Origin of the sequence: Nocardia amikacinitolerans NBRC 108937 (assembly GCF_001612615.1) — a bacterium.
GTDB classification, from domain to species: Bacteria; Actinomycetota; Actinomycetes; order Mycobacteriales; family Mycobacteriaceae; genus Nocardia; species Nocardia amikacinitolerans.
In genome coordinates this window covers 54,577-79,900 of the sequence record NZ_BDAU01000026.1, presented here as the reverse complement: position 1 = coordinate 79,900, position 25,324 = coordinate 54,577, and the positions used below count along the sequence as shown (strand labels likewise).

At 70.7% G+C, this 25,324-nt stretch carries 21 protein-coding genes; 14 read left to right on the top strand and 7 right to left on the bottom strand.

Translation table 11 applies throughout. The features are described 5' to 3' along the window. Nucleotides 1–68 precede the first annotated feature (68 nt). Complete coding sequence (locus tag NAM01S_RS19950) at nucleotides 69–1,250, bottom strand: FHA domain-containing protein (RefSeq protein WP_169810876.1); 1,182 nt, start codon at nucleotides 1,248–1,250, stop codon at nucleotides 69–71. A 376-nt stretch (nucleotides 1,251–1,626) separates the two neighbouring features. On the opposite strand from NAM01S_RS19950, the gene NAM01S_RS19945 reads away from it, so the two are divergent. Then, a complete protein-coding gene (locus tag NAM01S_RS19945) occupies nucleotides 1,627–2,154 on the top strand; it encodes a GNAT family N-acetyltransferase (protein ID WP_067787435.1) in 528 nt (175 codons plus the stop codon). 390 nt (nucleotides 2,155–2,544) lie between these two features. Here NAM01S_RS19945 and NAM01S_RS19940 read toward each other — a convergent pair whose 3' ends face one another. Both NAM01S_RS19940 and NAM01S_RS19935 read right to left on the bottom strand, forming a co-directional pair. Further along, on the bottom strand, nucleotides 2,545–4,092 hold the full coding sequence (locus tag NAM01S_RS19940) for a glycerol-3-phosphate dehydrogenase/oxidase (RefSeq protein WP_067787433.1): 1,548 nt from the start codon (nucleotides 4,090–4,092) through the stop codon (nucleotides 2,545–2,547). Further along, nucleotides 4,089–4,709: a TetR/AcrR family transcriptional regulator gene (locus tag NAM01S_RS19935; protein WP_084483108.1), complete on the bottom strand. Its 621-nt coding sequence runs from the start codon at nucleotides 4,707–4,709 to the stop codon at nucleotides 4,089–4,091. Before NAM01S_RS19935 ends, NAM01S_RS19940 begins: the two co-directional genes overlap by 4 nt. 139 nt (nucleotides 4,710–4,848) lie before the next feature. Between NAM01S_RS19935 and NAM01S_RS19930 the strand changes: the two genes are divergently transcribed. Both NAM01S_RS19930 and NAM01S_RS19925 read left to right on the top strand, forming a co-directional pair. Then, nucleotides 4,849–6,423, top strand: coding sequence for an FAD-binding oxidoreductase (locus tag NAM01S_RS19930; protein WP_067787431.1), 1,575 nt, complete (start codon nucleotides 4,849–4,851; stop codon nucleotides 6,421–6,423). After that, nucleotides 6,423–7,388: a diacylglycerol kinase family protein gene (locus tag NAM01S_RS19925; RefSeq protein ID WP_067787429.1), complete on the top strand. Its 966-nt coding sequence runs from the start codon at nucleotides 6,423–6,425 to the stop codon at nucleotides 7,386–7,388. Before NAM01S_RS19930 ends, NAM01S_RS19925 begins: the two co-directional genes overlap by 1 nt. 4 nt (nucleotides 7,389–7,392) lie before the next feature. On the opposite strand, the gene NAM01S_RS19920 is transcribed toward NAM01S_RS19925, so the two are convergent. Together NAM01S_RS19920 and NAM01S_RS19915 are read right to left on the bottom strand one after the other, a co-directional pair. After that, on the bottom strand, nucleotides 7,393–8,085 hold the full coding sequence (locus NAM01S_RS19920; RefSeq protein ID WP_253798969.1) for a P-loop NTPase family protein: 693 nt from the start codon (nucleotides 8,083–8,085) through the stop codon (nucleotides 7,393–7,395). A gap of 103 nt (nucleotides 8,086–8,188) precedes the next feature. Beyond that, nucleotides 8,189–8,785 carry a helix-turn-helix domain-containing protein gene (locus NAM01S_RS19915; RefSeq protein WP_067787427.1) on the bottom strand — a complete coding sequence of 199 codons (597 nt, stop codon included), beginning with the start codon at nucleotides 8,783–8,785 and terminating at the stop codon, nucleotides 8,189–8,191. Between the two features lie 92 nt (nucleotides 8,786–8,877). On the opposite strand from NAM01S_RS19915, the gene NAM01S_RS19910 reads away from it, so the two are divergent. The 11 genes from NAM01S_RS19910 to proB all read left to right on the top strand — a co-directional run bounded on the left by NAM01S_RS19910 (nucleotide 8,878) and on the right by proB (nucleotide 23,275). After that, a complete protein-coding gene (locus NAM01S_RS19910; RefSeq protein WP_067787425.1) occupies nucleotides 8,878–9,828 on the top strand; it encodes an NAD(P)/FAD-dependent oxidoreductase in 951 nt (316 codons plus the stop codon). A 233-nt stretch (nucleotides 9,829–10,061) separates the two neighbouring features. Further along, nucleotides 10,062–12,740 (top strand): valine--tRNA ligase, encoded by a 2,679-nt coding sequence (locus tag NAM01S_RS19905; protein ID WP_067787424.1) that lies wholly within the window; start codon nucleotides 10,062–10,064, stop codon nucleotides 12,738–12,740. Then, nucleotides 12,737–14,194: a bifunctional tetrahydrofolate synthase/dihydrofolate synthase gene (folC, locus tag NAM01S_RS19900; RefSeq protein WP_372508405.1), complete on the top strand. Its 1,458-nt coding sequence runs from the start codon at nucleotides 12,737–12,739 to the stop codon at nucleotides 14,192–14,194. The genes NAM01S_RS19905 and folC overlap by 4 nt, the downstream gene beginning before the upstream one ends. Then, the gene (locus NAM01S_RS19895) at nucleotides 14,191–14,613 is read left to right on the top strand and encodes a DUF4233 domain-containing protein (RefSeq protein ID WP_067787422.1); all 423 of its coding nucleotides are present in this window, start codon (nucleotides 14,191–14,193) and stop codon (nucleotides 14,611–14,613) included. Before folC ends, NAM01S_RS19895 begins: the two co-directional genes overlap by 4 nt. 432 nt (nucleotides 14,614–15,045) lie before the next feature. Further along, nucleotides 15,046–15,330: a hypothetical protein gene (locus tag NAM01S_RS36160; RefSeq protein ID WP_218018423.1), complete on the top strand. Its 285-nt coding sequence runs from the start codon at nucleotides 15,046–15,048 to the stop codon at nucleotides 15,328–15,330. A gap of 113 nt (nucleotides 15,331–15,443) precedes the next feature. Beyond that, complete coding sequence (gene ndk / locus NAM01S_RS19885; RefSeq protein ID WP_067787420.1) at nucleotides 15,444–15,860, top strand: nucleoside-diphosphate kinase; 417 nt, start codon at nucleotides 15,444–15,446, stop codon at nucleotides 15,858–15,860. A gap of 527 nt (nucleotides 15,861–16,387) precedes the next feature. Next, on the top strand, nucleotides 16,388–19,528 hold the full coding sequence (locus tag NAM01S_RS19880) for a translation initiation factor IF-2 N-terminal domain-containing protein (RefSeq protein WP_067787418.1): 3,141 nt from the start codon (nucleotides 16,388–16,390) through the stop codon (nucleotides 19,526–19,528). Nucleotides 19,529–19,826: 298 nt separating this feature from the next. Continuing rightward, nucleotides 19,827–20,138, top strand: coding sequence for a 50S ribosomal protein L21 (gene rplU, locus NAM01S_RS19875; protein WP_067787416.1), 312 nt, complete (start codon nucleotides 19,827–19,829; stop codon nucleotides 20,136–20,138). Nucleotides 20,139–20,160: 22 nt separating this feature from the next. Beyond that, nucleotides 20,161–20,427 (top strand): 50S ribosomal protein L27, encoded by a 267-nt coding sequence (gene rpmA, locus NAM01S_RS19870; RefSeq protein WP_067478569.1) that lies wholly within the window; start codon nucleotides 20,161–20,163, stop codon nucleotides 20,425–20,427. A 141-nt stretch (nucleotides 20,428–20,568) separates the two neighbouring features. Continuing rightward, nucleotides 20,569–22,023 carry a GTPase ObgE gene (gene obgE / locus NAM01S_RS19865; protein WP_067787414.1) on the top strand — a complete coding sequence of 485 codons (1,455 nt, stop codon included), beginning with the start codon at nucleotides 20,569–20,571 and terminating at the stop codon, nucleotides 22,021–22,023. Nucleotides 22,024–22,159: 136 nt separating this feature from the next. Further along, entirely contained in the window at nucleotides 22,160–23,275 is a 1,116-nt protein-coding gene (gene proB, locus NAM01S_RS19860; RefSeq protein ID WP_067787494.1) for a glutamate 5-kinase, read from the top strand. Between the two features lie 317 nt (nucleotides 23,276–23,592). Here proB and NAM01S_RS19855 read toward each other — a convergent pair whose 3' ends face one another. Both NAM01S_RS19855 and NAM01S_RS19850 read right to left on the bottom strand, forming a co-directional pair. Further along, entirely contained in the window at nucleotides 23,593–24,927 is a 1,335-nt protein-coding gene (locus NAM01S_RS19855) for a hypothetical protein (RefSeq protein ID WP_067787412.1), read from the bottom strand. After that, nucleotides 24,924–25,298 (bottom strand): hypothetical protein, encoded by a 375-nt coding sequence (locus NAM01S_RS19850; RefSeq protein ID WP_067787410.1) that lies wholly within the window; start codon nucleotides 25,296–25,298, stop codon nucleotides 24,924–24,926. Before NAM01S_RS19850 ends, NAM01S_RS19855 begins: the two co-directional genes overlap by 4 nt. Nucleotides 25,299–25,324: the final 26 nt, after the last annotated feature.

The window sequence follows — 25,324 nt, the reverse complement described above, 5'->3', positions numbered from 1 at the left end:
CTCCGCACGACGACTGTCTCAGCTGGCGCAGTCTTCGCATCGTAGGCCGCGGAGCGGGGCCGGTCGCCTCAGGATCTGCGGGTCTGGGCCGTCGCCGGATGGCGCTCGTCGGTGCGGTGGGTGAGGACCTTCTCGCCGATCCGGATACGCCAGCCGGGCGGCAGCTCGACCGGCGCGGTCCCGATCCGAGTCCAGGTGTCCGTGCCGGGGCCCGCGACGTAGGTGCCCGCGGGCGTGGACGCGTCGCGGACGAAGACCTTGCCGCGATTGAGCGAGATGTAGGCGTGCACCCGCGAGACGTGGCGGTCCCTCGGCACCGCCAGCGGGGACGCGATGGCGTTGCGCACCGAGTCGTCGGCGGTGGGGCTGCGACCGATGACGTACGGGCGGTCCAGCGGGTAGGCGGTGTCCTCGAAGACCAGCGCGCCCGTCGGGGCGTCGGCCTGCGGCGAGCCCTTCGGCGGCCGCGGCGGCGGGACGCGGACGCCGCGGGTGGCGGGGTTCTTCTGCAAGGCAACGGGTTCGGGTCGTGCGGAGCCGAAGCCGGACGTCTGGGACCAGGCCAGCGGCATCGCCCTGGTGCCGATGTCCAGCGGGCGGTCGGTCACGGACGGGCGACCGGCGCTCGTCTCGGCGGGGAGGTCGTCGCTTCGGGCGTCGTCGGAATCGTCGGTCAAGGCCTCGAAGCCGGCGGGCGCGGTCGCGGGCGGTTCGGCGGCCCCGGGTTTCGCGGTGACGGTGGCGCGCTGCGGTGACTTCGGTGCGCCGCCCGCTCGACGCACGGCCACGCGCCATTCGAACCCGCCGCCCGGCACAATGCCCGCGCGCAGGTCGGTTCGGGGCAGCGCGGTGATCGTGGAACCGGTGTCGGCGCCCACGGTGATGCGGCGCACCGGCTCGCGCACGATCTCGTCCACCCAGGTGAACGCACGCGCGCCGGAGAGCCTGCGCGCGCCCTCCGCGCCGTGGATCTCGGCGGCGACCTTTCCGCGCAGCAGAATCACCGTGCCGTCGTCGGTCGGTGCGACCACCCCGAACGGCGGGGGTTCGGAGCCGCTGCCGAACACCACGGCGGCCAGTCGTTGTGCGATCGCGGCACCGGGGTGGTCCCCCTCGGCGACCGCCTCGATCGCACCGAGAATCCGGTCGGTGGAAGCGGTTTCACCCGCGAGATACACCACCACCGCGCCGAAGCGTGCAATCAGACCATCGCCCGGCGCGATCCCTACGGTCGACGGGTTCTTGCGCACCCGCGCCTCCTTCCCGCGCACTACCGGCGTCCAGCATAGAGGCTCGCACGCTACGCGACCGGGCGGATCGGGTCGCGAGCAACCGGCCGACCGGTCGCTCCGAGCGGGGAATCCGCAGGGAAACGCGGAGAGTCGCGCGAAGATTCCGGCCCGGCGGATCGGTCGGTCGTGATCGAGTCGACTTCGCGGCCGACGGGTGTTCCCCCGCGCTCCGTTGTCGTCTCGATCACGTGCGGTCTCGTTCCGCCGCTGCGGGGTTGCCGGTGCATGACCGAGAGTCGACGTAGACGGATCCGGGGATGTGCCCCGGGGCGGGGCACATCCCCGGGCGGGAAATGCGCGCGACTTCGTCCGGCTGTCCGGCGATACTCCTGACATGCCAACCATCAGACCGGCGACCGAGGCCGACCTGCCCGTTCTCCAGGACATCGAACGCGCGGCCGGTAAGCCTTTCGCCGATATCGGCATGACGGCCGTCGCGGACGACGAGCCGCCGCCGCTCGCCACCCTCCGCGAGTTCCAGCGCGCCGGGCGGGCCTGGGTCGCGACCGACGACAGCGACCGGCCGATCGCCTACCTCGTCCTCGGCATCGTCGACGGCAACGCGCACGTCGACCAGGTATCGGTCGACCCGGAATACGCCGGTCGTCGCATCGGCAAGCACCTCATCGACCACGCCGTCGACTGGGCGCGCGCACACGACCTGCCCGCCATCACCCTGACCACCTTCACCGACGTGAGCTGGAACGGGCCGTACTACGAGCGCCTCGGTTTCCGCTACCTCGCATCCGACGAGGAGACGCCGGGCCTGCGCACCCTGCGCCGCGCCGAAGCCGACCACGGCCTGGACCGCTGGCCCCGCGCCTGCATGCGCGCGGAACTGGCGACGTGGGTCCGCGACTGATCACCAGGGGCGATTTGGTCATCGGATCACTTTGGGGGGCAAGAATTTCCGTCGGCGCGCTCACGTAGAGTGCTCTCACCTCCTGCCGAGGGGCGGTGGACATTGGTCCAGACACCGCGCCCAGGGAGGAGGTGGTGGGAGTGGCGAAACATCGCCGGAAAAAGAGTGAGGCCCCGGTCGATTACGGCATCATCTTGACCATAGCTGCCGTGATCGCCGGGGCACTCGTTCTGGTCCGCCGAGTGCGGGCCTCCTGACCCACCCGGTGGGGCCGTCGCTCGAACGGCGGTCCCACCTCTCAGCATCACTCATGTGACGCGTCTCAGCATACCGGGTATGTAATGCGTTGTCTGAGAGCAGGGCGAGGCACGTAGCTCGAACCGCGGTCGGTCAGGTCGTGGCGAGGGCCGCGGTGGCCGCGGGGAGGGCGGCGGTGCGGTCTTCCGGAACGAGGCCGATGCGGGTGCGGCGGTCGAGCAGGTCGTCGACGTGCAGTGCGCCCTCATGGGAGAGGGCGAAGGCGAATTCGGCGCCGATGACGTCCATTCCGGGCGCGACGGGTTCGCGCAGGGCCGGGTCGAGGGCCGCCAGGGCGGTGACGGCGGGCGCCTCGCTGCCGTAGCGTTCCACCAGCAGCGGGGCGGCGACGAGGCGATCCCGCGCCGCGCCGGAGACCGCGCCGACCAGCGGCAGCCGCTTGGTCGAGCAGGGCGCCGCGTCGAGGCGGGCGTGGCGCACCGCCGCGTCGACGACGTCCTCGGCCATCTGCCGGTACGTGGTGAGTTTGCCGCCCACGATCGTGATCACGCCGGTCGGTGAGTGCAGCACGGCGTGCTCGCGGGAGATGTCGGCGGTGCTGCCGTCTTCGGTCTTCAGCAGCGGGCGCAGACCCGCGTAGCGGCCGCGAATGTCGGCGCGGGTCAATGGTTCTCGTAGCGCGGTGTTGATGGTGTCGAGCAGGAAGTCGACCTCGGCCTCGGTGGGCTGCGGGTCGTCGGGCACCGGGCCTGGCGCGTCTTCGTCGGTCAGCCCGAGGTAGACCCGCCCGTGCGCGGCGGGGAAGGCGAAGACGAATCGGCTGGTGCTGCCGGGCACCGGCACGGTGAGCGAGGCGCTGAGCCCGCCGAAGGCCTCGGCGGAGAAGACCAGGTGGGTGCCGCGACTCGGGCGCAGCTCGATGCTCGGGTCGACCTGGTCGGCCCACACGCCGGTGGCGTTGATCACCGCGCGGGCACGGATGGAAAGGGTCTCGCCGGAGAGCGTGTCGCGCAAGGAGGCCGAATCTCCAGTCACGTCAATGGCTTCCACTCTCGTGAGCACTGTCGCGCCCTCGGCCGCCGCGGTGCGGGCCAGCGCGACGACCAAGCGCGCGTCGTCCACCAGCTGCCCGTCCCACGCCTGAAGCCCGCCGCGCAGACCCGCCCGACGCACGGTCGGCGCCAAACGCAATGCCTCCGCGGCGGCGACGTGCCGCGAGCGCGGCAGGATCGAGGCAGGCGTGCCCGCGCCGCGCCGCAGCGCGTCACCCGCGACGAACCCCGCGCGGATCAATGCCCGTTGCGCCGCACCGATATTCGGCAGCAGCGGAACAAGTTGCGGCAGCGGACGCACCAAATGCGGTGCGGTGGTGCCGATCAGGATGCCGCGCTCGACCGCGCTCTCGTGCGCGATCCCGACCCGCCCGCTGGCGAGATAGCGCAAACCGCCGTGCACCAGCTTCGAACTCCACCGGCTCGTCCCGAACGCGAGGTCGTGCCGCTCCACCAGCACGGTGCGCAGCCCGCGCGCGGCGGCATCCAGCGCGGCGCCGGCCCCGGTGACGCCGCCGCCGATCACCAGCACGTCGATCGCGCCGCCGTCGCCGAGTGCGCGCAGTTCGCGCGCGCGGCGCTCGGCATTGAGGGCGGAGTCCCCGCGGGTCACCGGATTGTCGGTCATGCCAGAACCTTTCGTCGTTCGGGATCGCCGGGGCGGAGGTAGCCGTCGATGGCGCGGGCCAGTTCGGTGTCCAGTTCGGGGGCGGGTAGCAGTGGCGCGACCGTCCCCGCCGACTGCACCGCGGACTGGACGATGAGCAGCAGCATGGTGGCCAGCTGGAGCGAATCGCCGGACCGGATGGAGCCGTCGCGCTGGCCGTCCCGGATCCCCGCGGCGAACAGCTCGATGAGGGTGCGCTGGTTGCGCCCGAGCCTGCCGAAGACGTAGGTGAGCATCAGATCGGTGTCCGTGCGAAAGATCTTGCCGAACAATGGATTCGAGCGCACCATCCCCGCGCCCTCGACCACGCCTTCGACCAGGCGGGCCCGCGCGGGGCCGGACTCGGGCATGGCCGCGGTGAGGATGCCGCGCAGTTCGCGGACCAGTAGCTCGGCGACCAGTGCGCCGGTGTCTGGCCAGCGGCGGTACACGGTGGGCCTGCTGACGCCGGCGCGCCGCGCCACCTCGGTGAGTGTGGTCCGGCGGACACCGAACTCCTGGACGCAGGCGCGCGCGGCATCGAAAATGGCCAGGTCGATGGCCGAAAGTTCGGCGTCCGGGTCGTCGGTCACGAGAATCACCACCGGGCTTCGAGCGGGGACGGACAGTTACTGCTTGACAGTCTATGTCAAACTGTAACGCATGGTCGAGACGCAGCAGTCAGGCGGGCATTCCGTTCCCGCGGCAAACCCGGGCGCGGACGCGCGGGTACCGAGTATGGTGTGGGACGCCTGGGGTATCCCGGCCGGACACAAGCCGCTTTCGGCGCAGATCCGCGGCCTGCTCGCGCAGGTTTTCGGGGTGTCCGGCGACCCGGTGGCGCGCCGCGATGAGGGTGACGTGCCGCTCCGCGCGTCGGCGTTGACGCCGGCGCAGCGGGACGGGTTGGTCGAGGTGGTCGGCGCGGACAACGTGTCGGCCGACCATCACGATCGACTACGGCACGCGGGTGGCAAGAGCACTCTCGATTTGCTGCGGCGTCGCGCCGAGGGTCCGCAAGACGCACCGGACGCCATCGTCTTTCCCGCCGACCACGAGCAGGTGCTCGCGGTGCTGGCCTACTGCGCCGAGCACGGCATCGCGGTGGTGCCCTTCGGCGGCGGCACCAGCGTCGTCGGCGGTGTCGATCCGGTGCGCGGCGAGTTCGACAGCGTCATCGCACTGGACCTGCGCCGCATCGACGGACTCACCGAGGTCGACCCGGTGAGCGGCACCGCGACCCTCGGCGCGGGCCTCACCGGACCGCAGGCCGAGGAACTGCTTGCCGCGCACGGGCTTTCGCTGGGCCACTTCCCGCAGAGCTTCGAATTCGCCAGCATCGGCGGCTTCGCCGCGACCAGGTCCTCCGGTCAGGCCTCGGCCGGATACGGGCGCTTCGACGACATGGTGCAGCGCCTGCGGATCGCAACCCCGACCGGCTCGCTGGAGCTGGGTCGCGCGCCCGCCTCCGCCGCAGGGCCGGATCTGCGCGAGTTGTTCGTCGGCTCGGAAGGCGCGCTCGGCGTGATCACCGAGGTCACGCTGCGCGTGCATCCGCTGCCGGAAACCACCGCGTACCAGGCGTGGTCGTTCCCCGACTTCACCACAGGCGCGGCCGCGCTGCGCACCGTGGTGCAGGCGGGCGCCGCGCCGACCGTTTTCCGGCTGTCCGACGAGGCCGAGACCGGCCTGAACCTGGCCCGCTCCGGCGACATCGGCGGCCAGGCGGTGACGGGCTGCCTCGCGATCACCACCTTCGAGGGCACCGCCGAGCACGTCGCGGCCCGCTCCGCCGAAGCCACCGCGCTGCTGACCGCCGCGGGCGGCACGGCACTCGGCGAAAAACCCGCCCGCGAATGGGAACACGGCCGGTTCGCCGCGCCCTACATGCGCGACGCACTGCTCGATGTCGGGGTGCTGTGCGAGACGCTGGAGACCGCGACGACCTGGTCCAACATCGCCGAACTCAAGGCGAAAGTGACCGCGGCGCTGACCGATTCGCTCGGTGCGCAGGGCACGCCGCCGCTGGTGATGTGCCACATCTCGCACACCTATCCGACGGGCGCCTCGCTGTACTTCACCGTCGTCGCCAAACAACTCGACGATCCGCTCGCGCAGTGGCAGATCGCCAAGCGCGCGGTGGGTGACGCGATCATGGCCGCGGGCGGCACCATCACCCACCACCACGCCGTCGGCGCCGACCACCGCCCGTGGCTGCCCGCCGAGGTCGGTGAGCTGGGCATCCGGGTGTTGCGCGCGGTGAAACGGGAATTGGACCCCGCGGGCATCCTCAATCCTGGAAAACTGATCTGATGAACCCGCAGGTAAGCGCCATTCGCTCGGCGCTGGTCGTCACGAACCGGCTCTCCGGCGCTGGCAAGGGCCACGACACCGCGACGGCGGCCATCGCCAGGCTCACCGAGCGCGGTGTCGAGGTCACCGAGATTCGCGCGCCGTCCGCCGCCGAATCCGTCCGGCTGGTGCGCGATTCGCTGGCGAACCCGGATCCCGCCGCCCGTCCCGACGCGGTGGTGTGCGTCGGCGGTGACGGCCTGATCTGCGTGATCCTGGAGGCGGTCGCGCAGACCGGCGTCCCGCTCGGCCTGGTGCCGAGCGGAACGGGCAACGACCTGGCGCGGGCGCTCGGCATCCCCACCGACGATCCCGCCGCGGCGGTCGACGTGGTGCTCGCCGGGCGCCGCAAGGTGTTGGATCTCGGCCGGATCGATTCGCCCGCACCGGATTTCACTCCGATGTGGTTCGCCACCGTGACCGGCACCGGGTTCGACGCGCGAGTCACGTTGCGCGCGAACAGCATGAGCTGGCCCAAGGGCAGGCTCCGCTACACGTTCGCCGCGCTGGCCGAGATCACCGGCGGTTTCACCGTGCCCTACCGGATCGAGCTGTCCGGCGTTGCCGAAGGCGCGGTGGACAATCCGCCGGGCGACGGCGTCGTCGAGACCGACGCGGTGATGGTCGCGGTGGGCAACACCCGCACCTACGGCGGCGGCATGCTGATCTGCCCCGACGCCGAAATGGACGACGGATTGCTGGATCTCACGGTGGTCGGCGCGGTGTCCCGGGCGGAGATGCTGCGGCTGCTGCCCGCCCTCTCCGCGGGCAAACGCATCGACCATCCCGCCGTGGCCCAATACCGTGCCGCCGCGGTGACTCTCACCGCACCGGGCGCGCCCGCCACCGCCGATGGCGAACCGGCGGGGACGCTGCCGATCACGTTGCGCGCGGTGCCCGCGGCACTGACGGTGCTCGTGCGCTGAGCGATCAGCCGTCGAACGCGACGCGACTCATGCGGTTGACGGTGGAGCGGTCCACGATGACGACGGACGAGGACGGAACCGGCGCGTTCCGGTCCTCGAGGTCCAGGTCTCGGATCAGTCGGTCCCAGCGGCGGCAGTGCAACGTGAAGAACATTCCGTTGATGCGGCGGCCCCGGGCGTACTGGCCGGCCCTGGCCACCGTCGCGGGCACGTCGAGCATGACGACGTGCAAGTCCCTGCGATATTCCGCCGCCCAGCGCGCGATCATCCTGCGGCTCCAGCCGAAGGTGCCGCAATCGTGGATCACCACCGGTCCGTCGGCGTCGCGCAGCGCCGCCTTGATCCCCGCGTAGTGCGCGACGTGCACGACCGGACGCCACAGCGGATAGGGGAGCCAGCCGAGCCGGTGCCGCCAGCGGTTTCGCGCGTGCTGGGAATCCAGGACGATCGAACCGGACGGACCGGCGGGCGGCTCCTCGGCCTGCGCCGTCGCACCGAAGAACTTCCGCAGCGCTGTGCTCTTGCCCGCACCGGGCACTCCGGCGAAGATCAGGGCCGCCGTTGTGGGGTAACGCAATTCATCGATCGTCCGACCGCGCAGGTCGTGCACGCCGACCGGCGTCAGCGCGCCGACGGCGGCCAGCGGCATGCGCGGCTCGGGGGAGTGCAGGGGGAGCGCATCGAGCGGGGGGTTCACCCCTTCCAGACTCCCTAGTCCGGTCCGATTCGGCAACCGGGAAAACCCTGAGATCGCGCGATCGAAGGGATGATTCGTCGCGACCGGCTGGTATCTCGCTGAGCTACCGATCGGTCACCGCCGGGCGACGCGGCCTGGCGCGCACGTGCATCCGCTCGCCCTGACTGCCGAACAGGCTCAGGATCTCCACCGGCCCGCGCCCGGTGCTGCCGAACCAATGCGGTTGCCGGGTATCGAATTCCGCGGTCTCGCCGGGACCCATGATCAGATCGTGTTCGCCGAGGATCAGCCGCAGCCTGCCGGACAGCACGTAGAGCCACTCGTAGCCCTCGTGCACGCGGGGATCGGGGTCCTTGCGCTCGGGCGGCAGGATCATCTTGAACGCATGGAGCGGGCCGGGCCGCGCGGTGAGCGGAAGGACGGTGTACCCGTTGACCTGTCGCGGCGTGGTGTGCACACGGGGGTCCGCGATCTTGGGGGCCGCCACCAGTTCGTCGAGCGGCACCTGCAAGGCCAGCGCGATCGGCAGCAGCAATTCCAGGCTGGCCTTGCGCTGGCCGGATTCCAGCCGCGAGAGCGTGCTCTTGGAGATGCCGGTCGTCGCAGAGAGCGCGGTCAGGGTGATGTCGCGGTGGGTGCGCAACGCCCTGAGCCGGGGGCCGATCTCGGCCAGCGCCTGGATGATGCCCGGTTGGTCCATGTCCCCAGTGCACGCTCATTTCCCGGAAACGGCAAATATTGTTGCCGATACCGGGCCGTCCTCGGCAGCCTGAGGTTCGGAGGTGATCGCGAATGATCGAACAAGACAAGGCGATCCACGACGTGGTCGTCGTCGGCGGCGGCGCGGCGGGATTGTCGGCGGCGCTGGTGTTGAGCAGGGCGCGGCGGCGGGTCGCGGTGGTCAGGGGCGGTGCGCCGCGCAACGCCCCCGCCGCGCACATGCACGGTTTCCTGTCGCGGGACGGGCTTCCGCCCGGCGAGCTGCTGACGATCGGCGCGGCGGAAGTCGCGGGATACAGCGGCGAGTTGCTCGACGACGCGGTGATCGGCGCCGAAAAGAACGAGAGCACGGGCGAATTCACGCTCCACCTGGCGGGCGGCGGGCGGTTGACGACGCGACGGGTGCTGGTCGCCACCGGCTTGCGCGATGTGCTGCCCGAGCTGCCCGGCGTGCGCGAGCGCTGGGGCGCGGACGTGCTGCACTGCCCGTACTGCCACGGCTACGAGGTGCGCGATCGACCGCTCGGCGTGCTCGGCGGAAAAGAACCGGGTGCGGTGGCGAGGGCTGTGCACGTCGCGCTGCTGCTGCCGCAGTGGTCGGCCGACGTGACGTTCTTCCCGCACACGATGGAGTTGTCCGAGCACGATCTGGCCCGGCTCGCCGCGCGCGGTGTGCGGGTCGTGCCCGGCGAGGTCGCGCGGCTGGTTGTCGAGGACGGTCGACTGTGCGGCGTGGAGATGGTCGACGGGCGGGCCGTACCGCGCGGTGCGATGTTCGTCGCGCCCACCTTCGTGCCCAACGACGACGTGCTGACCGCGCTCGGCTGCGCGACCGGTCCGGACGGCTTCGTGGTCACCGACGCGCGCGGCCGGACCAGCGTGGCCGGGGTGTGGGCGGCGGGCAACGTCGCCGACCCGGGCGCCCAGGTGATCTCCGCAGCGGGCGCGGGCTCGGCGGCCGCCATCGCGATCAACGGTGACCTGGTCGAGGAGGAGTCCGCGGTCCCCGCTCCGGTGCACTGAAACGGCCCCGTGGCCGAATGCCTCCCTGCGGTGTCGGCGGAAGCTGAGAATTGCTCGAGGATTCGGGGCCGTTTCGCGGATCGCCGGTAAGCTGTGAGGCGTAGGCGGAGTGTTCGGTGTCCCTCATCCACCGAAGGCTCCGCCTCCTTTCTTTTCCGCACCCGAGTCCGCACCGGGAGCGCGGGCGCGGGGAGGCGGCGAGGCCATGTCGAGCCAACCCCTAGAATCACGGAGTGACCAGCGCAGCCCCTGACAACTCGCGTAATCGTGCCGATGCCCTCCCCAAGAGCTGGGACCCCAGCGTCGTGGAGGCCGAGACGTACGAGCGCTGGGTAGCCGCTGGGTATTTTCAGGCCGACACCGCGAGCGGCAAGCCCGCGTACTCGATCGTGCTGCCGCCGCCGAACGTGACCGGCACCCTGCACATGGGCCACGCCCTCGACCACACGCTGATGGACACCCTCGCCCGCCGCAAGCGCATGCAGGGCTACGAGGTGCTGTGGCTGCCCGGCATGGACCACGCGGGCATCGCCACCCAGACCGTGGTGGAGAAGCAGCTCGCCGTCGACGGCAAGACCAAGGAAGACTTCGGCCGCGAACTGTTCGTCGAGAAGGTCTGGGATTGGAAGCGCGAGTCCGGCGGCGCCATCCAGTGGCAGATGCGCGCCCTCGGCGACGGCGTCGACTGGAGCCGCGACCGCTTCACCATGGACGAGGGCCTGTCGCGGGCCGTGCAGACCATCTTCAAGCGCCTCTACGACGCCGGGCTCATCTACCGCGCCGAGCGACTGGTGAACTGGTCGCCCGAGCTGCGCACCGCCATCTCCGACATCGAGGTCAAGCACGAGGAAGTCGCGGGCGAGCTCGTCTCGCTGCGCTACGGCTCGCTGAACGACGACGAACCGCACGTCATCGTGGCGACCACCCGGGTGGAGACGATGCTCGGTGACACCGCGGTGGCCGTGCACCCGGACGACCCGCGCTACCAGACGCTGATCGGCACCACCCTGGAGCACCCGATCACCGGCCGCCAGATCCCGATCGTGGCCGACGACTACGTCGACCCCGAGTTCGGCTCCGGCGCCGTGAAGATCACCCCCGCGCACGATCCGAACGACTTCGAGATCGGTCTGCGGCACAACCTGCCGATGCCGACGATCATGGACGAGCGCGGCCGCATCGCGAACACCGGAACCGAATTCGACGGTATGGACCGCTTCGAGGCCCGCGTCAAGGTCCGCGAGCGGCTCGCAGCGGAGGGCCGCGTCGTCGCGGAGAAGCGTCCGTACGTGCACAGCGTCGGCCATTCCGAGCGCACCGGCGAGCCCATCGAGCCGCGGCTGTCCATGCAGTGGTGGGTCAAGGTGGAGTCGCTGGCCAAGGCCGCCGGTGACGCGGTCCGCAACGGCGACACCGTCATCCACCCGGCCAGCCAGGAACCGCGCTGGTTCGAGTGGGTCGACAACATGCACGACTGGACCATCTCGCGCCAGCTGTGGTGGGGCCACCGCATCCCGATCTGGTACGGCCCCGAAGGCGAAGTGATCTGCGTCGGCCCGGACGAGACCGCCCCCGAGGGCTGGGTGCAGGACCCGGACGTGCTCGACACCTGGTTCTCGTCGGGTCTGTGGCCGTTCTCCACGATGGGCTGGCCGGAGGCCACGCCGGAGCTGGAGAAGTTCTATCCGACCAGCGTGCTGGTCACCGGCTACGACATCCTCTTCTTCTGGGTCGCCAGAATGATGATGTTCGGCATGTTCGTCTCCGAGGATCCGGCGATTCTCGCGGGCAAGTCCGGTGCGGTGCAGGTGCCGTTCAAGGACGTCTTCCTGCACGGCCTGATCCGCGACCAGTTCGGCAAGAAGATGTCGAAGTCGCGCGGCAACGGCATCGACCCGCTGGACTGGATCAAGGCCTACGGCGCGGACGCGCTGCGCTTCACCCTGGCCCGCGGCGCGCAGCCCGGCGGCGACCTGTCCGTCGGCGAGCCGCACGCGCTGGCCTCGCGCAGCTTCGTCACCAAGCTGTTCAACGCCACCAAGTTCGCGCTGATGAACGGCGCCGAGCCCGGCGAACTGCCCGACCGCGCGGCACTCACCGACGCCGACCGGTGGATCCTCGATCGCCTGGATCAGGTTCTGGCGGAAGTGGATTCGGCTTTCGACGCCTACGAGTTCGGCAAGGCGTGCGAGGCGCTCTACCACTTCGCATGGGACGAGCTGTGCGACTGGTATCTGGAACTGGCCAAGGTGCAGTTCTCCGACGACGAGGAGCGGGCGGCCGCGACGAGGACCGTGCTCGGCAACGTGCTGGATTCGGTGCTTCGCCTGCTGCATCCGGTGATCCCGTTCGTCACCGAGTCGCTGTGGCAGGCGCTCACCGGCGGTGAGTCCGTAGTGATCGCCGCGTGGCCGCAGGCCAGTGGAAACGCCACCGATACCGTTGCGGCGCAGCGTGTTTCGGACGCTCAGCGGTTGATCACCGAGATCCGCCGGTTCCGCAGCGACCAGGGCCTCGCCGACAAGCAGAAGGTCGCGGCCAAGCTGATCGGTCTGGAGCAGGCCGACCTGACGGCGCTGGAGCCGTCGGTCGCCAACCTCGCCAGGCTCACCGCGCCCGGCGCCGAGTTCGCGGCCACCGCCTCGGTCGAGGTGCGGCTGAGCGGCGCGACGGTGACCGTCGAGCTGGACACCTCCGGCGCGGTCGACCTGGACGCCGAACGCCGCCGCCTGGAGAAGGATCTGGCCGCCGCGGAGAAGGAACTGGCGGGCACCGAGGCCAAGCTGGGCAACGAGGCGTTCCTGGCCAAGGCGCCAGAACCGGTGGTCGCCAAGATCAAGAACCGTCGCGATGTCGCCGCCGCCGAGGTGGAGCGCATCGGGGCGCGCCTGGCGGAATTGGCGGTCAAGTGAACGAGGAGCCGGAGCGGCAGTACCGCGACGACGACGGAGGCGCCCGGCTCGGGTCCGGCCCGTCGCCGGTGGAGCTCGCCGAGATGGCGCTGGTCGAGGCCGAACTCGACCAGCGCTGGCCGGAGACCAAGATCGAGCCCTCGCTGACCCGCATCGCGACGCTGATGGATCTGCTCGGTTCCCCGCAGCAGAGCTATCCGGCGATCCACGTCGCGGGCACCAACGGCAAGACCTCGGTCACCCGGATGATCGACGCGCTGCTCACCGCGCTGCACCGGCGCACGGGCCGCATCACCAGCCCACACCTGCAGCTGGCCACCGAGCGGATCAGCATCGACAACGCGCCGATCAGCCCGGCCAAGTACGTCGAGACCTACCGGGAGATCCAGCCCTACATCGAGATGATCGACGCGCAGTCGGCCACGGCGGGCGGTCCGGCGATGAGCAAGTTCGAGGTGCTCACCGGCATGGCCTACGCGGCGTTCGCCGAGGCCCCTGTCGACGTGGCGGTCGTGGAGACCGGCATGGGCGGCACCTGGGACGCCACCAACGTGATCGACGGTCAGGTCGCGGTGATCACCCCGATCGGGCTGGACCACATCGACTATCTCGGCCCCGACCTCACCTCGATCGCGGGGGAGAAGGCCGGAATCATCAAACGCGCGCCGGAGAGCCTTGTTCCGCGCGACACCGTCGCGGTGATCGCGCAGCAGGAACCCGAAGCGATGGACGTCCTGCTGCGCAGGGCCGTCGAGGTGGACGCCGCGGTGGCCCGCGAAGGCTCCGAGTTCCAGGTGCTCGCGCGCCGCGTCGCCGTCGGCGGCCAGCAGCTCGAGCTCCAGGGCCTCGGCGGGGTCTACGACGAGATCTTCTTGCCGCTGCACGGCGCGCACCAGGCGCGCAACGCGGTGCTGGCGCTGGCGGCGGTGGAGGCGTTCTTCGGTGCGGGCGCCGAGCGTCAGCTCGACATCGATGCGGTGCGCGCCGGTTTCGCGTCGGTCACCAGCCCCGGCCGCCTAGAACGGATGCGCAGCGCGCCGACCATCTTCATCGACGCCGCGCACAACCCGGCGGGCGCGCGGGCGCTGGCCGCGACCCTCGGCGAGGAATTCGACTTCCGCAAGCTGGTCGGCGTGGTCGCGGTGCTCGGCGACAAGGACGCCGCGGGCATCCTGGAGGCGCTGGAGCCGGTGTTCGACGAGATCGTCGTCACCACCAACGGCTCGCCGCGCGCCATGGACGTCGACAGCCTGGCGAATCTGGCCGTGCAGCGGTTCGGCGACGAGCGCGTGGTCACCGCCGACACGCTGCCCGACGCGCTGGAGTCCGCCATCGCCATCGCCGAAGAGGTCGGCGACCCCGGCGAGGCCGTTTCGGGGGCGGGCGTCATCGTCACCGGCTCGGTGGTCACGGCGGGCGCGGCCCGCGCGCTGTTCGGAAAGGACCCGGCATGAGTGAGCCAAGCGAGCGGGACAAGGACGCGACCGCACCCGCGCAACCGTCCGCGCCCGATCCGTGGAAGGGTCTGCGCGGCGTCATGGCGGGCACGCTGGTCCTCGAGTCCATCGTGGTGCTGCTGGCGCTGCCGGTCGTCGCCGACGTCGGCGGCGGGATCAGCTGGTTCTCCGGCAGCTACCTGGTGATCCTGGCGCTGCTGATGATCTTGGGCGCGGGCTTGCAGCGCCGCCCATGGGCGCTGGCGTTCAACCTCGGCCTCCAAATGCTGGTGATCCTTGGCGGCTTCATCCACATCTCGATCGGCGTCATCGGTCTGCTGTTCGTGGCCGTCTGGGCGTTCATCCTGATCCTGCGCGCCGACGTCAAGCGCCGCATGGAGCACGGACTGCTGCCGAGCCAGCGGATGAACCGGTAAACGGCTGCGCTGCGATAGTTCTCGCTATACCGTCCCCCTGGCGGATCCCCCTCGTCGAGTGCTCTCGACCGAACACCGGAGATTCGCCATGCCCGAATTCGTCATCCGTTCTTTCCGCCGCGACGATCGCGACCAGCTGACCCGGCTCGTCAACGCCCACATCGCGGCCGTGATCCCCGGCGTATCCGCTTCCGTCAACACCGTGTTGAGCCAGCTGGAACGGCGTCCGGCCGAAGTGATCATCGATCCGTGGGTGATCGAACGCGTCACGCTGGTCGCCGAACAAGCCGGGGCGGTGGTCGCCGCCGCGCACCTGCTGCGCTACGGAGCGGGTCGGGAGGTTTCCGACGACTACCGCGACGCCGGAGTCCTGGAATGGTTCGTGGCCGCGAACTGGGAACCCGCACCGGCCACCTACGGCCTCCCCGAGCAGTGGCCGCATTTGGCACGGATCTCGGCTACCTCGAGATCGACACGGATCTGGCGCCGCCGGAGCGGATCTCGCGGCTCGGCGGCTGGGCCGACGTGTGCCGGACGGAGGGGGAGCCGGAGGTCGTCCGGTGGCTCTTCGGCCAGGCCGGTTCCTGGTTGCGACTTGGCGGGATCGACCGCGTCCTCGACTATCGCGACCCTGACGACGAGGCGCTGCCACTGCTGCTGGACTGCGGTTTCGTCGAGCTGACGCGCACCGAACGCGGCTGGGAGCACCTCGGCTGAACGCCGGCTCGGTGAGTGGCGCGAAGGTCGATGACGCGTACCTCCGCCTTCGCTCCGGTCGTGCGCGGGCTCTGGGCGGACTCCGTTCGGCAGGGTCAATTAGGCTGTGCGCCGTGACTGAGCAGACGTTGGTACTCATCAAGCCGGACGGCGTGGCCCGTGGCCTGGTCGGCGAGGTGCTGGCCCGTATCGAGCGCAAGGGCCTGAAGATCGCGGCCCTCGAGCTGAAGCAGGTGTCCGAGGAACTGGGCAAGGAGCACTACGCCGAGCACGCCGAGAAGCCGTTCTTCGGCTCCTTGATCGAGTTCATCACCTCCGGCCCGGTCGTGGCCGCAGTCCTGGAAGGCCCGCGCGCCATCGCCGCGTTCCGGCAGATCGCGGGCGGTACCGACCCCGTCGAGAAGGCCGCGCCTGGCAGCATCCGCGGCGACTTCGGCCTGGAGACCCAGTACAACCTCGTGCACGGCTCGGACTCCCCGGAGTCGGCCAAACGCGAGATCGGACTCTGGTTCCCCGAGTTCCCCGCCTGAGTTCCCCCCGCGTACTCGCCGCGCCGTCGTCACGTCGGCGCGGCGAGCCCCGCTCGAGCACCGCATCGGCCCTTGTCGCGCCCGGTCGCGGCGAGGTGGCAAACCCGGAGCATCGGGCAGGTCACGCGCCGATGGCGAACCACCGGCGCGCGGTGTGGGATACTGGCAGTGGTCGTCAACGACACCGGCAGTTCGCGCAGGTACGCGAATCGTGGGTGACGATGGCGACCGGATGACACCGCGGTTCGATGCCGATCATCGCTGCCACGGACAGCCGCGCCCGGTTGCTGAGGGTGTGGGAGTTCGCGTCGGCACGCTGGATGAGCGCTCGTTTCCGTGGAGTTCAGCCAACAGCCAGGCGCCGCGTGACCAGTTAGCCCGAAGACGAAGAACCAGGTGACAACCGGGCACGCGGGGCGAGACCACAGGACCTCGCGTCGACGGCGTGAGGTGTACGGACAGCGCCCCCGCGTTGGCCGCGTCACTCCGTACCGGGAGGGACGCGCCCGGGGGCCCGAGGAGACTTCGTGGCCGATCAAGAGCCGCTGGAAACAACATCACAGGATGCCGATCAATTGCCGGAGCGAATCCGAGTTCACGCGCTTGCCAAGCGGCTGGGAGTGACGAGCAAGCGCATCCTGGCCAAACTCACCGAGCTGGGCGCCGACGCGCGCAGCGCGCAATCCAATGTCGACCGGGCGGTCGCGGAATCGGTACGCGACGCACTCGTCGCCACCGAACCCGAGACGACGCCCGCCGCGGAAGCCGAACCTCCGGCCCCGGCGGCCGAGGCAGCCGACGCGGCCGAGCCGGAGCGGGCCGGGCAGCCGAGCGGGTTGCTCTTCTCCGCACCGGATCCGCTACACACCGGCTTACCGACCGGGGCAGACACGCCTGCGCAGCCCACCCAGCTGTTCACCCACGCCGTGCAGGGCGAGCCGCACGTCGCGCCGCCGCCGCCGGTCTTCGAGGCGCCGTCCGTCGCCGCGCCGCTTTTCCTGTCGCCCGACGCGGCGGCCGCCGAGGAGATGCGCAAGCGGCGTCGTGCCGAACGCGAGGCCAAGCGCACCGAGGAGTCCGCGGCCCCCGAGGTGGTCGAGGAGGAACCCGACACCACCGAGGACGAGCGGGAAACGGCCGACCAGCAGGGCGAGGCCGACGGGCAGCCGCGTCGCAGGCGCCGTGGCAGGCGCGGTCGTGGCCGCGGCCGCGGTGAGCAGCACGCCGACTCCGACCTCGAGGGTGACGAGGGCGAGCAGGCCGAGTCCGACACCGAGGACGAGGGCGTCGAGACCGCCGAGGGCGCGGAATCCGCCGAGCCGACCGACGAGGGCGACACCGACACCGAGTCCGACGAGTCGGTGCCGGAGGGCGCGAGCCGCCGTCGCCGTCGCCGTCGCCGCAGGAAGGTCGGCGGTGAGGGTGGCGACGCCGAGCCCGCCGACGACGACCCGCCGAACACGGTCGTGCACGAGCGCGAGCCGCGCAACAAGAGCCGCAGCCGCGCCGTCTCGGACGAGGTGCAGGGCATCACCGGCTCGACTCGTCTCGAGGCGAAGCGTCAGCGTCGCCGCGACGGTCGTGAGGCCGGTCGCCGTCGCCCGCCGATCCTGACCGAGTCGGAGTTCCTGGCCCGCCGCGAGGCGGTCGACCGGGTGATGGTGGTGCGCGAGAAGTCGTTCTCCGAGCACCCCACCGCAACTCAGGTCGCGGTGCTCGAGGACAACATCCTCGTCGAGCACTTCGTCACCAACACCGGCCAGGCGTCCATGGTCGGCAACGTGTACCTCGGCAAGGTCCAGAACGTGCTGCCCAGCATGGAGGCGGCATTCGTCGACATCGGCCGTGGTCGCAACGGCGTGCTGTACGCGGGCGAGGTGAACTGGGAGGCCGCCGGGCTCGGCGGCAAGGAGCGCAAGATCGAACAGGCGCTCAAGCCTGGCGATCAGGTGCTCGTCCAGGTCTCCAAGGACCCGGTCGGTCACAAGGGCGCACGGTTGACGACTCAGATCAGCCTCGCCGGTCGCTTCCTTGTCTACGTGCCCGGCGGCACCTCCACCGGCATCAGCCGCAAGCTGCCCGACACCGAGCGCAAGCGGCTCAAGGAGATCCTGCGCGACATCGTGCCCGCCGACGCCGGCGTGATCATCCGCACCGCCTCCGAGGGTGTCAGCGAGGCCGAGCTGGCTCGCGACGTGGAGCGGTTGCAGACCACGTGGCGTTCCATCGAGGAGCAGACCAAGAAGGACGGCGGCGCGCCGAAGACCCTGTACGAGGAGCCCGATCTCCTGGTCAAGGTCATCCGCGACCTGTTCAACGAGGACTTCTCGCGACTGGTCATCGAGGGCGACCGGGCATGGAGCACGGTCGAGAACTACATCCGCACCGTCGCGCCTGACCTGCTCGCGCGGGTCTCCCGGCACGAGAACAACGGCGTGGACGTGTTCGAGACCTTCCGCATCGACGAGCAGCTGGCCAAGGCGCTGGATCGCAAGGTGTGGCTGCCCTCCGGCGGCACCCTGGTGATCGACCGCACCGAGGCCATGACCGTCATCGACGTGAACACCGGCAAGTTCACCGGTTCGGGCAACAGCAACCTGGAGGAGACCGTCACCAGGAACAACCTGGAGGCGGCCGAGGAGATCGTGCGCCAGATGCGGCTGCGCGACATCGGCGGCATGATCGTCGTCGACTTCATCGACATGGTGCTCGAGTCCAACCGCGACCTGGTGCTGCGCCGCCTGACCGAGGCGCTCGGCCGGGACCGCACCAGGCACCAGGTCTCCGAGGTGACCTCGCTCGGCCTGGTCCAGATGACCCGCAAGAAGCTGGGCACCGGTCTGGTCGAGGCGTTCTCGACCACCTGCGAGCACTGCCACGGACGCGGCATCCTGGTGCACAGCTACCCGGTCGAGCTGGCGGCCGCCGAGGAGACCTCGACCCGCCGCGAGGGCGGTTCGCGCCGCCGACGTGGCAGGGACAAGGGCGCGGCTGCCGCGGCCGCCACCAACGGGACGCCGCAGCCGAGCGAGTCGGTCGAAGAAGCCGCCGTCAAGCGGGCGCATCCGGTGGCGCTTGCCATGGCCGCGCACAGCGCGACGGACACCGAGCCGGACGAGGCCGAGGTCGCCGAGGTGGAGGTCGTCGCGACCGATGCCGACGCGGTGGCGGCGAATGTGGCCGATGCCGTGGCCGCCGCGCAGGAGGCGCTGGTCGAGGAGGCCGCCGAGGCCGAAACGGTCGTCGAGTTCGAGGCGGCGGAGGAGCCGGTCGTCGAGGTCGAGGAGCGGGAGGCCGAGCCTGTCGTTGCGGTGCCGGTCGAGACCGGTCCGGCTCCGGTGACCGAGGCCGAGGTTCCCGCCGCGGCCGAGCCGGTCCGGGAGGAGCCCGCGGTCGCGCAAGCCGCTGTCGCCGCCGCGGATCGTTCGGTTGCCAACGGTGAACCGGAGCCACGGCAGACCGGCCGCCGTCGCCGCGTGGCGCGTTCGGCGGCCGCGCCGGCGGCCGACAGTGCCGGAGCGGTCTTCGTGCTGTCGAGTGGCGATCAGGACACCGCGCCCGCCGTCGACTACTCGGAACCGGCACCGGTCGAGCTGCCGCAGCGCGCACGTCCGAGGCGCAGGGCCGTCGGCCGTCCCGCGGGCCCGCCGGTCGACTCGCCGAACTGAGAAGATCGTGGCGATTCGGCCGGTCGGACCAGAGAGGGGCGACCGGCCGAATCCGTTCCGGCGCCGGTCCGCTCGGTGGAAACCGCGCGTGCCGGGGTTGCCGGGAGGCTGCCGACCACCGAATTGGGTCGGAGACCGGGGGTCTGGTAGCCTTGGACAGTCGCTGCCTGGCGATGCGCCCGAAGCTGCTGACGCAGCGAGGTATGCGCCCCCGTGCAGCAACCAGCCAAGACAATTCACGTCGCGACTTGTGGCGTGAGTGAAGCACGAAAAGACATCGAGTGGAGGAAGCCGACCGATGGCAACGTACGCGATCGTCAAGACCGGCGGAAAGCAGTACAAGGTCGCGGTCGGTGACCTGGTGAAGGTCGAAAAGATCGAGGGTGCGCCGGGTTCCGCCGTCGAGCTCTCGCCCGTCCTCGTGGTGGACGGCGCCGAACTGACCACCGACGCGGCCAAGCTGGCCAAGCGCTCGGTGACCGCGGAGCTGGTCGAGCAGACCAAGGGCCCCAAGATCCGCATCCACAAGTTCAAGAACAAGACCGGCTACCACAAGCGCCAGGGTCACCGTCAGCCGCTGACGGTCCTGAAGGTCACCGGCATCAAGTAAGACATCCCGAGGAGACTCAGCTATGGCACACAAGAAGGGCGCGTCCAGCTCCCGGAACGGACGCGATTCCAACGCCCAGCGACTCGGCGTCAAGCGCTTCGGCGGCCAGACCGTCAAGGCAGGCGAGATCCTGGTGCGTCAGCGTGGCACCCACTTCCACCCCGGCGTGAACGTCGGTCGCGGTGGTGACGACACCCTGTTCGCCCTCGCGGCGGGCGCGGTCGAGTTCGGCAGCAAGCGTGGCCGCAAGACCGTCAACATCGTCGTCCCGGAGCCGGTTCAGGCCTGACCGCCTAGCCGATCCAGACAAAGCCGAGCGGGTCAGGGTATGTCACCCTGACCCGCTTTTCGCGTTCTCGTGGCGGCGACCGCCGAAGAATCAGCGCGAGCCCTCGAAGAACGACCAGCCCAGAAGGAGGATGATTCGACCATGTCGAAATTCATCGACCGTGTCGTGCTGCACGTGCGTGCCGGAAAGGGCGGTCATGGGTGCGCGTCGGTGCACCGCGAGAAGTTCAAGCCGCTCGGCGGACCGGACGGCGGCAACGGCGGCAACGGCGGCGACGTCATCCTCGAGGTCGACGCCAACGTGCACACGCTGCTCGACTTCCACTTCCACCCGCACGCCAAGGCGGGCAACGGCAAGCCGGGCGAGGGCGGCAACCGGGACGGCAAGACCGGCGGCGACCTGCTGCTGAAGGTGCCCGACGGCACCGTCGTGCTGGACAAGGACGGCGAGATCCTCGCCGACCTGGTCGGCGCGGGTAACCGCTATGTCGCCGCGCGCGGGGGACGCGGCGGACTCGGCAACGCGGCGCTGGCTTCGAAGGCGCGCAAGGCGCCCGGTTTCGCGCTGCTCGGCGAGGAGGGCGAGGAACGCGAGCTCGTCCTCGAGCTCAAGTCCGTCGCCGACGTCGGCCTGGTCGGCTTCCCTTCGGCGGGCAAGTCGTCGCTGGTCTCGGTGCTCTCCGCGGCCAAGCCGAAGATCGCCGACTACCCGTTCACCACGCTCGTGCCCAACCTCGGCGTGGTGGCCAGCGGCGACACCACCTTCACCATCGCCGACGTGCCCGGCCTGATCCCCGGCGCCAGCCAGGGCCGCGGCCTCGGCCTTGACTTCCTGCGCCACCTGGAGCGCTGCGCGGTGCTCGCGCACGTCGTCGACTGCGCGACCCTCGAACCGGGCCGCGATCCCGTCTCCGACGTCGACGCCCTCGAAGCGGAACTCGCCGCCTACAAGCCCGCGCTCGCCGCCGACGCAGGCCTCGGTGACCTGGCCGACCGCCCGCGCGTGGTGATCCTGAACAAGACCGACGTCCCCGACGGCGCCGAGCTGGCGGAGATGGTGACGCCCGAGTTCACCGCGCGCGGCTGGCCGGTCTTCGAGATCTCCGCGGTGAGCCGAGCTGGCTTGCGCCCCTTGACCTTCGCGCTCGCCGACCTGGTACGCGAGTACCGCGAGGCGCACCCGAAGGCCGCGCCGAAGCGTCCGGTGATCCGGCCGATCGCGGTGGACGAGTCCGGATTCAGCGTGATCGCCGATCCGGACGAGCCGGGCGGCTTCATCGTGCGCGGCACGCGCCCCGAGCGGTGGGTGCGCCAGACCCAGTTCGACAACGACGAGGCCGTCGGCTACCTGGCCGACCGGCTGGCCCGCCTCGGTGTCGAGGACGAGCTCGTGCGCCTCGGCGCCGAACCGGGCGCTCCGGTCACCATCGGCGACGTCAGCTTCGACTGGGAGCCGCAGATCTCGGCGGGCATCGACCACGTGCCGACCGGGCGCGGCACCGACATCCGCTTGGAGCAGACCGACCGGGTCAGCGCGGCGGAGCGCAAGCACGCCTCGCGGGTGCGCCGCGGTCTGGTCACCGAGGACGAGGATTGATCGTGCAAACCGTTGCCGCCGAACGGTTTCGATCGTTCGGCGGTGGGTTCGGGCGGACCGCCCGTCGGACAGCACATTCGGTTGCGGTACAGGGAGTTCAGTTGTGACGCAGGTGAATTCGGGGCTAGCGGACGCGGTGTCGCCCGGCGGGCTCAGCGACGCGCGGCAGGCGATCGCCGCCGCGCGCAGCGTCGTGGTGAAGATCGGCTCGTCGGCGTTGACCAGTCTGAAGGGCGGTCTGGACACGACGCGGCTGGACCGGCTCGCCGACGCGGTCGAGGCCCGCATGCGCGCGGGTTCGGACGTGGTGGTCGTGTCGTCGGGCGCCATCGGTGCGGGCCTCGCGCCGCTCGGATTGGCCAGTCGCCCAAGGGATCTGGCGACCAAGCAGGCGGCGGCGAGCGTCGGTCAGCTGGCACTGGCGCACGCGTGGGGCACCTCCTTCGCCCGCTACGGCCGCACCGTGGGTCAGGTGCTGCTCAGTGCCGACGACTTCTCCCGTCGCGAGCACCACCGCAATGCCCAGCGCACCCTGGACCGCCTGCGTTCGCTCGGCGCGATCGCGGTGGTCAACGAGAACGACACGGTCGCCACCGAGGAGATCCGGTTCGGCGACAACGACCGGCTCGCGGCCCTCGTCGCGCACCTGGTCGGCGCGGACGCGCTGATCCTGCTCTCCGATGTGGAGGGGCTCTACGACGGCGACCCGCGCAAAGGCGCCGCCAACTTCATCCCCGAGGTCCGCAGCAGCGCCGATCTGGATGGCGTCATCGCGGGCAGCGGCGGCGCGCTCGGCACCGGTGGCATGGCCTCCAAGCTCTCGGCCGCCCGGCTTGCCGCCGACGCGGGCGTTCCCGTGCTGCTCGCCGCCGCGGAGGAGGCCGCCACCGCGCTCGCCTCCGGTACCGTCGGCACCGCGTTCGCCGCGCGCCCGGTTCGCCTGTCGGCCCGCAAGTTCTGGGTCCGCCACGCCGCCGACAGTCGCGGCGCCCTCGTCCTCGATGACGGTGCCGTGCAGGCGGTCGCCCAGCGCCGCCGCTCCCTGCTCGCCGCGGGCATCACCGCTGTCCGCGGCCGCTTCTACGGCGGTGACGTGGTCGACCTGCTCGCCGCCGACCACCGCCTGATCGCCCGGGGCGTGGTCGAATACGACAGCACCGAACTCTCCACCATGCTCGGCCGCTCCACCACCGAACTACCGGACACCATGCAGCGCCCGGTGATTCACGCCGACGACTTGGTCAAAGCCTGACCTTCCAGCTCCCGCGTGGAATCGCTCGGCCGTCAGCCACGAGGCTTCCACACACCGTTCGTACGCCTCACATAGGCGGCGGCTGTGTGAGGCGTGTGAACGGTGTGTGGGAACCCCCGCCTGGACGGGTCACGCTGGGGCTGGGCTTTTGCGTGCTGCCTTGCGGAGAGTGCTGTTTCCGCGAAGGTGGGACGGGTTGCGAGGGTGTTGGGTTGTGGCGGCGCGGGTTTCGTGCGCGCCGCCACCTTTGGTGGCGGCCGGGGGCCTCGGCCTCCCGCGGCGGCGGCGGCCCGGTGGTCCGTTGTGAATCCGGCGGGCTAGCTGGTCGTGCCGGATTGGGGGACAACGCCCGGCTGGTCGGTATGGGACGAGCCTTGGTTGGCACCCTCCGGGATGGGCCCCGTGACGCCGGGTTGGCCGCCCGGATCCGGCAGCGGCTCGCCGGGCGGCGGAACCGGTTCCGGTGACGGCGGGGGAGGAGGGGCCTCCTGGGTAGGCGGGGGCGCAGGCATCTCCTGTGTGGGCGGTGGAGCCGGGGTTTCTTGCGTGGGTGGCGGCACCGGCGACTCTTGGCTGGGCGGCGGAGCTGGGGTTTCTTGCGTGGGTGGCGGCACCGGCGCGTCCTGGGTGGGCGGCGGTGCGGGAGTTTCTTGCGTTGGCGGCGGCACCGGCGACTCTTGGGTAGGCGCCGGGGTGTCCTGCGTGGGCGGAGGGACGTCCTGCGTCGGCGGTGCCTGGGTGGGCGGCGGTGCGTCTTGGGTAGGCGGAGGTGTCGGAGCTTCCTGGGTGGGCGGCGGTGCGTCCGAGGTCGGCGGTGCCGGGGTCTCCTGCGTGGGCGGAGGAGTCTCCTGGCTCGGCGGCGCATCCGGCGGCACATCGGGTGTCGCGTCCGGGGTCGGTGCGGTGGGCGCGTGCGATTCGGGCGGCGACGGCTCCGGCGTGGCATCCGCGGGTGGCTCCGGCTGCGAATCCGCGCCTGGCGGAACGTCTTCCGGCGCTCGGCTCTCCGGCGGCGCGTAAGCGGACCCGTTCGACCCTCCCGGCGCACTCTCCGATCCGTATTCCTTCGACCCGTTCGGCGACTGCGGAATCGCCCCTTCGTCCGAAAGTATCGACAGCACAGGCGGTTCCGGCAGCGCGGGCACGCCGGTCCCGGCCATCGAGTAGGCGGGCTTGTAGACCATGTTCATCGCGAGCACGGCTTCCTGCCGCAGCGCCTCCTGCGCCATCTGCGCGTCGATGACGTTCGCCGCCTCGAGCAGTTGCGCGATGGCGCCGATCGGTCCCGAGCTGCCGGGCGGCACCACTGCCAGCTTGACCGCTTCGGCCGCCGCCGCGACACCGCCGAGGCGCGCACCGACCTGGCCCATGACGGCGCTGAGTTCGTCGACGGAGGCGGCGAAGCTCCGCGTGCTCGCGTACGCGGCGTTCGCCGCCGCGCCTTCCCATTCCATGCCGTTCATGACCCGGTCCGCGCCGCCGCGGCTCAGCGGCATCGAGGCGGCCAGCGCGGCGGCGACCTCGAGCCAGGTGACCGAGGCGCGCAGGATCTCGCCTGCGTCGATCTGCTGGGTCTTGGCGTAGATCTCCTCGTGCGGCATCGACTCGAAGTGCTCCATCGAGCTGATGTAGGTGGGATCGGTGCCGGTCATCGGGGCAGCCTCGTTTCCACCGCGCGCAGCGCGGCCGCATTGGCGGCGTCGGCTTCTTCGTAGAGTCCGGCGCTGATCAGGAACGCTTCCTTCATGCGATAGGCGGCCTCGATGTAGTGATCGAGCAGCGCGGCGGCGTCGCGCGCCTTGTGCCCGAATCCGGCCTGTAGCTGCTGCGCGGAGACGAAACCGCCGAATCCGTGCAGTTCGGCGGCGGATTCGAGGCGCTGCTGAAGGTAGATCAGCCGGTCGGCCTGGTTCTCGTAGATCTCGGCGCACCGCCGCGCCGCGTCCGGATCGAACTTGACGGTGCCTGCCTGCGCTTCCTGCTTGAACCGCGCTATATCGGCTCGGCTGCTCTCGATCGTCATGCGCACCCCCCGGGGATCGGTCGGTT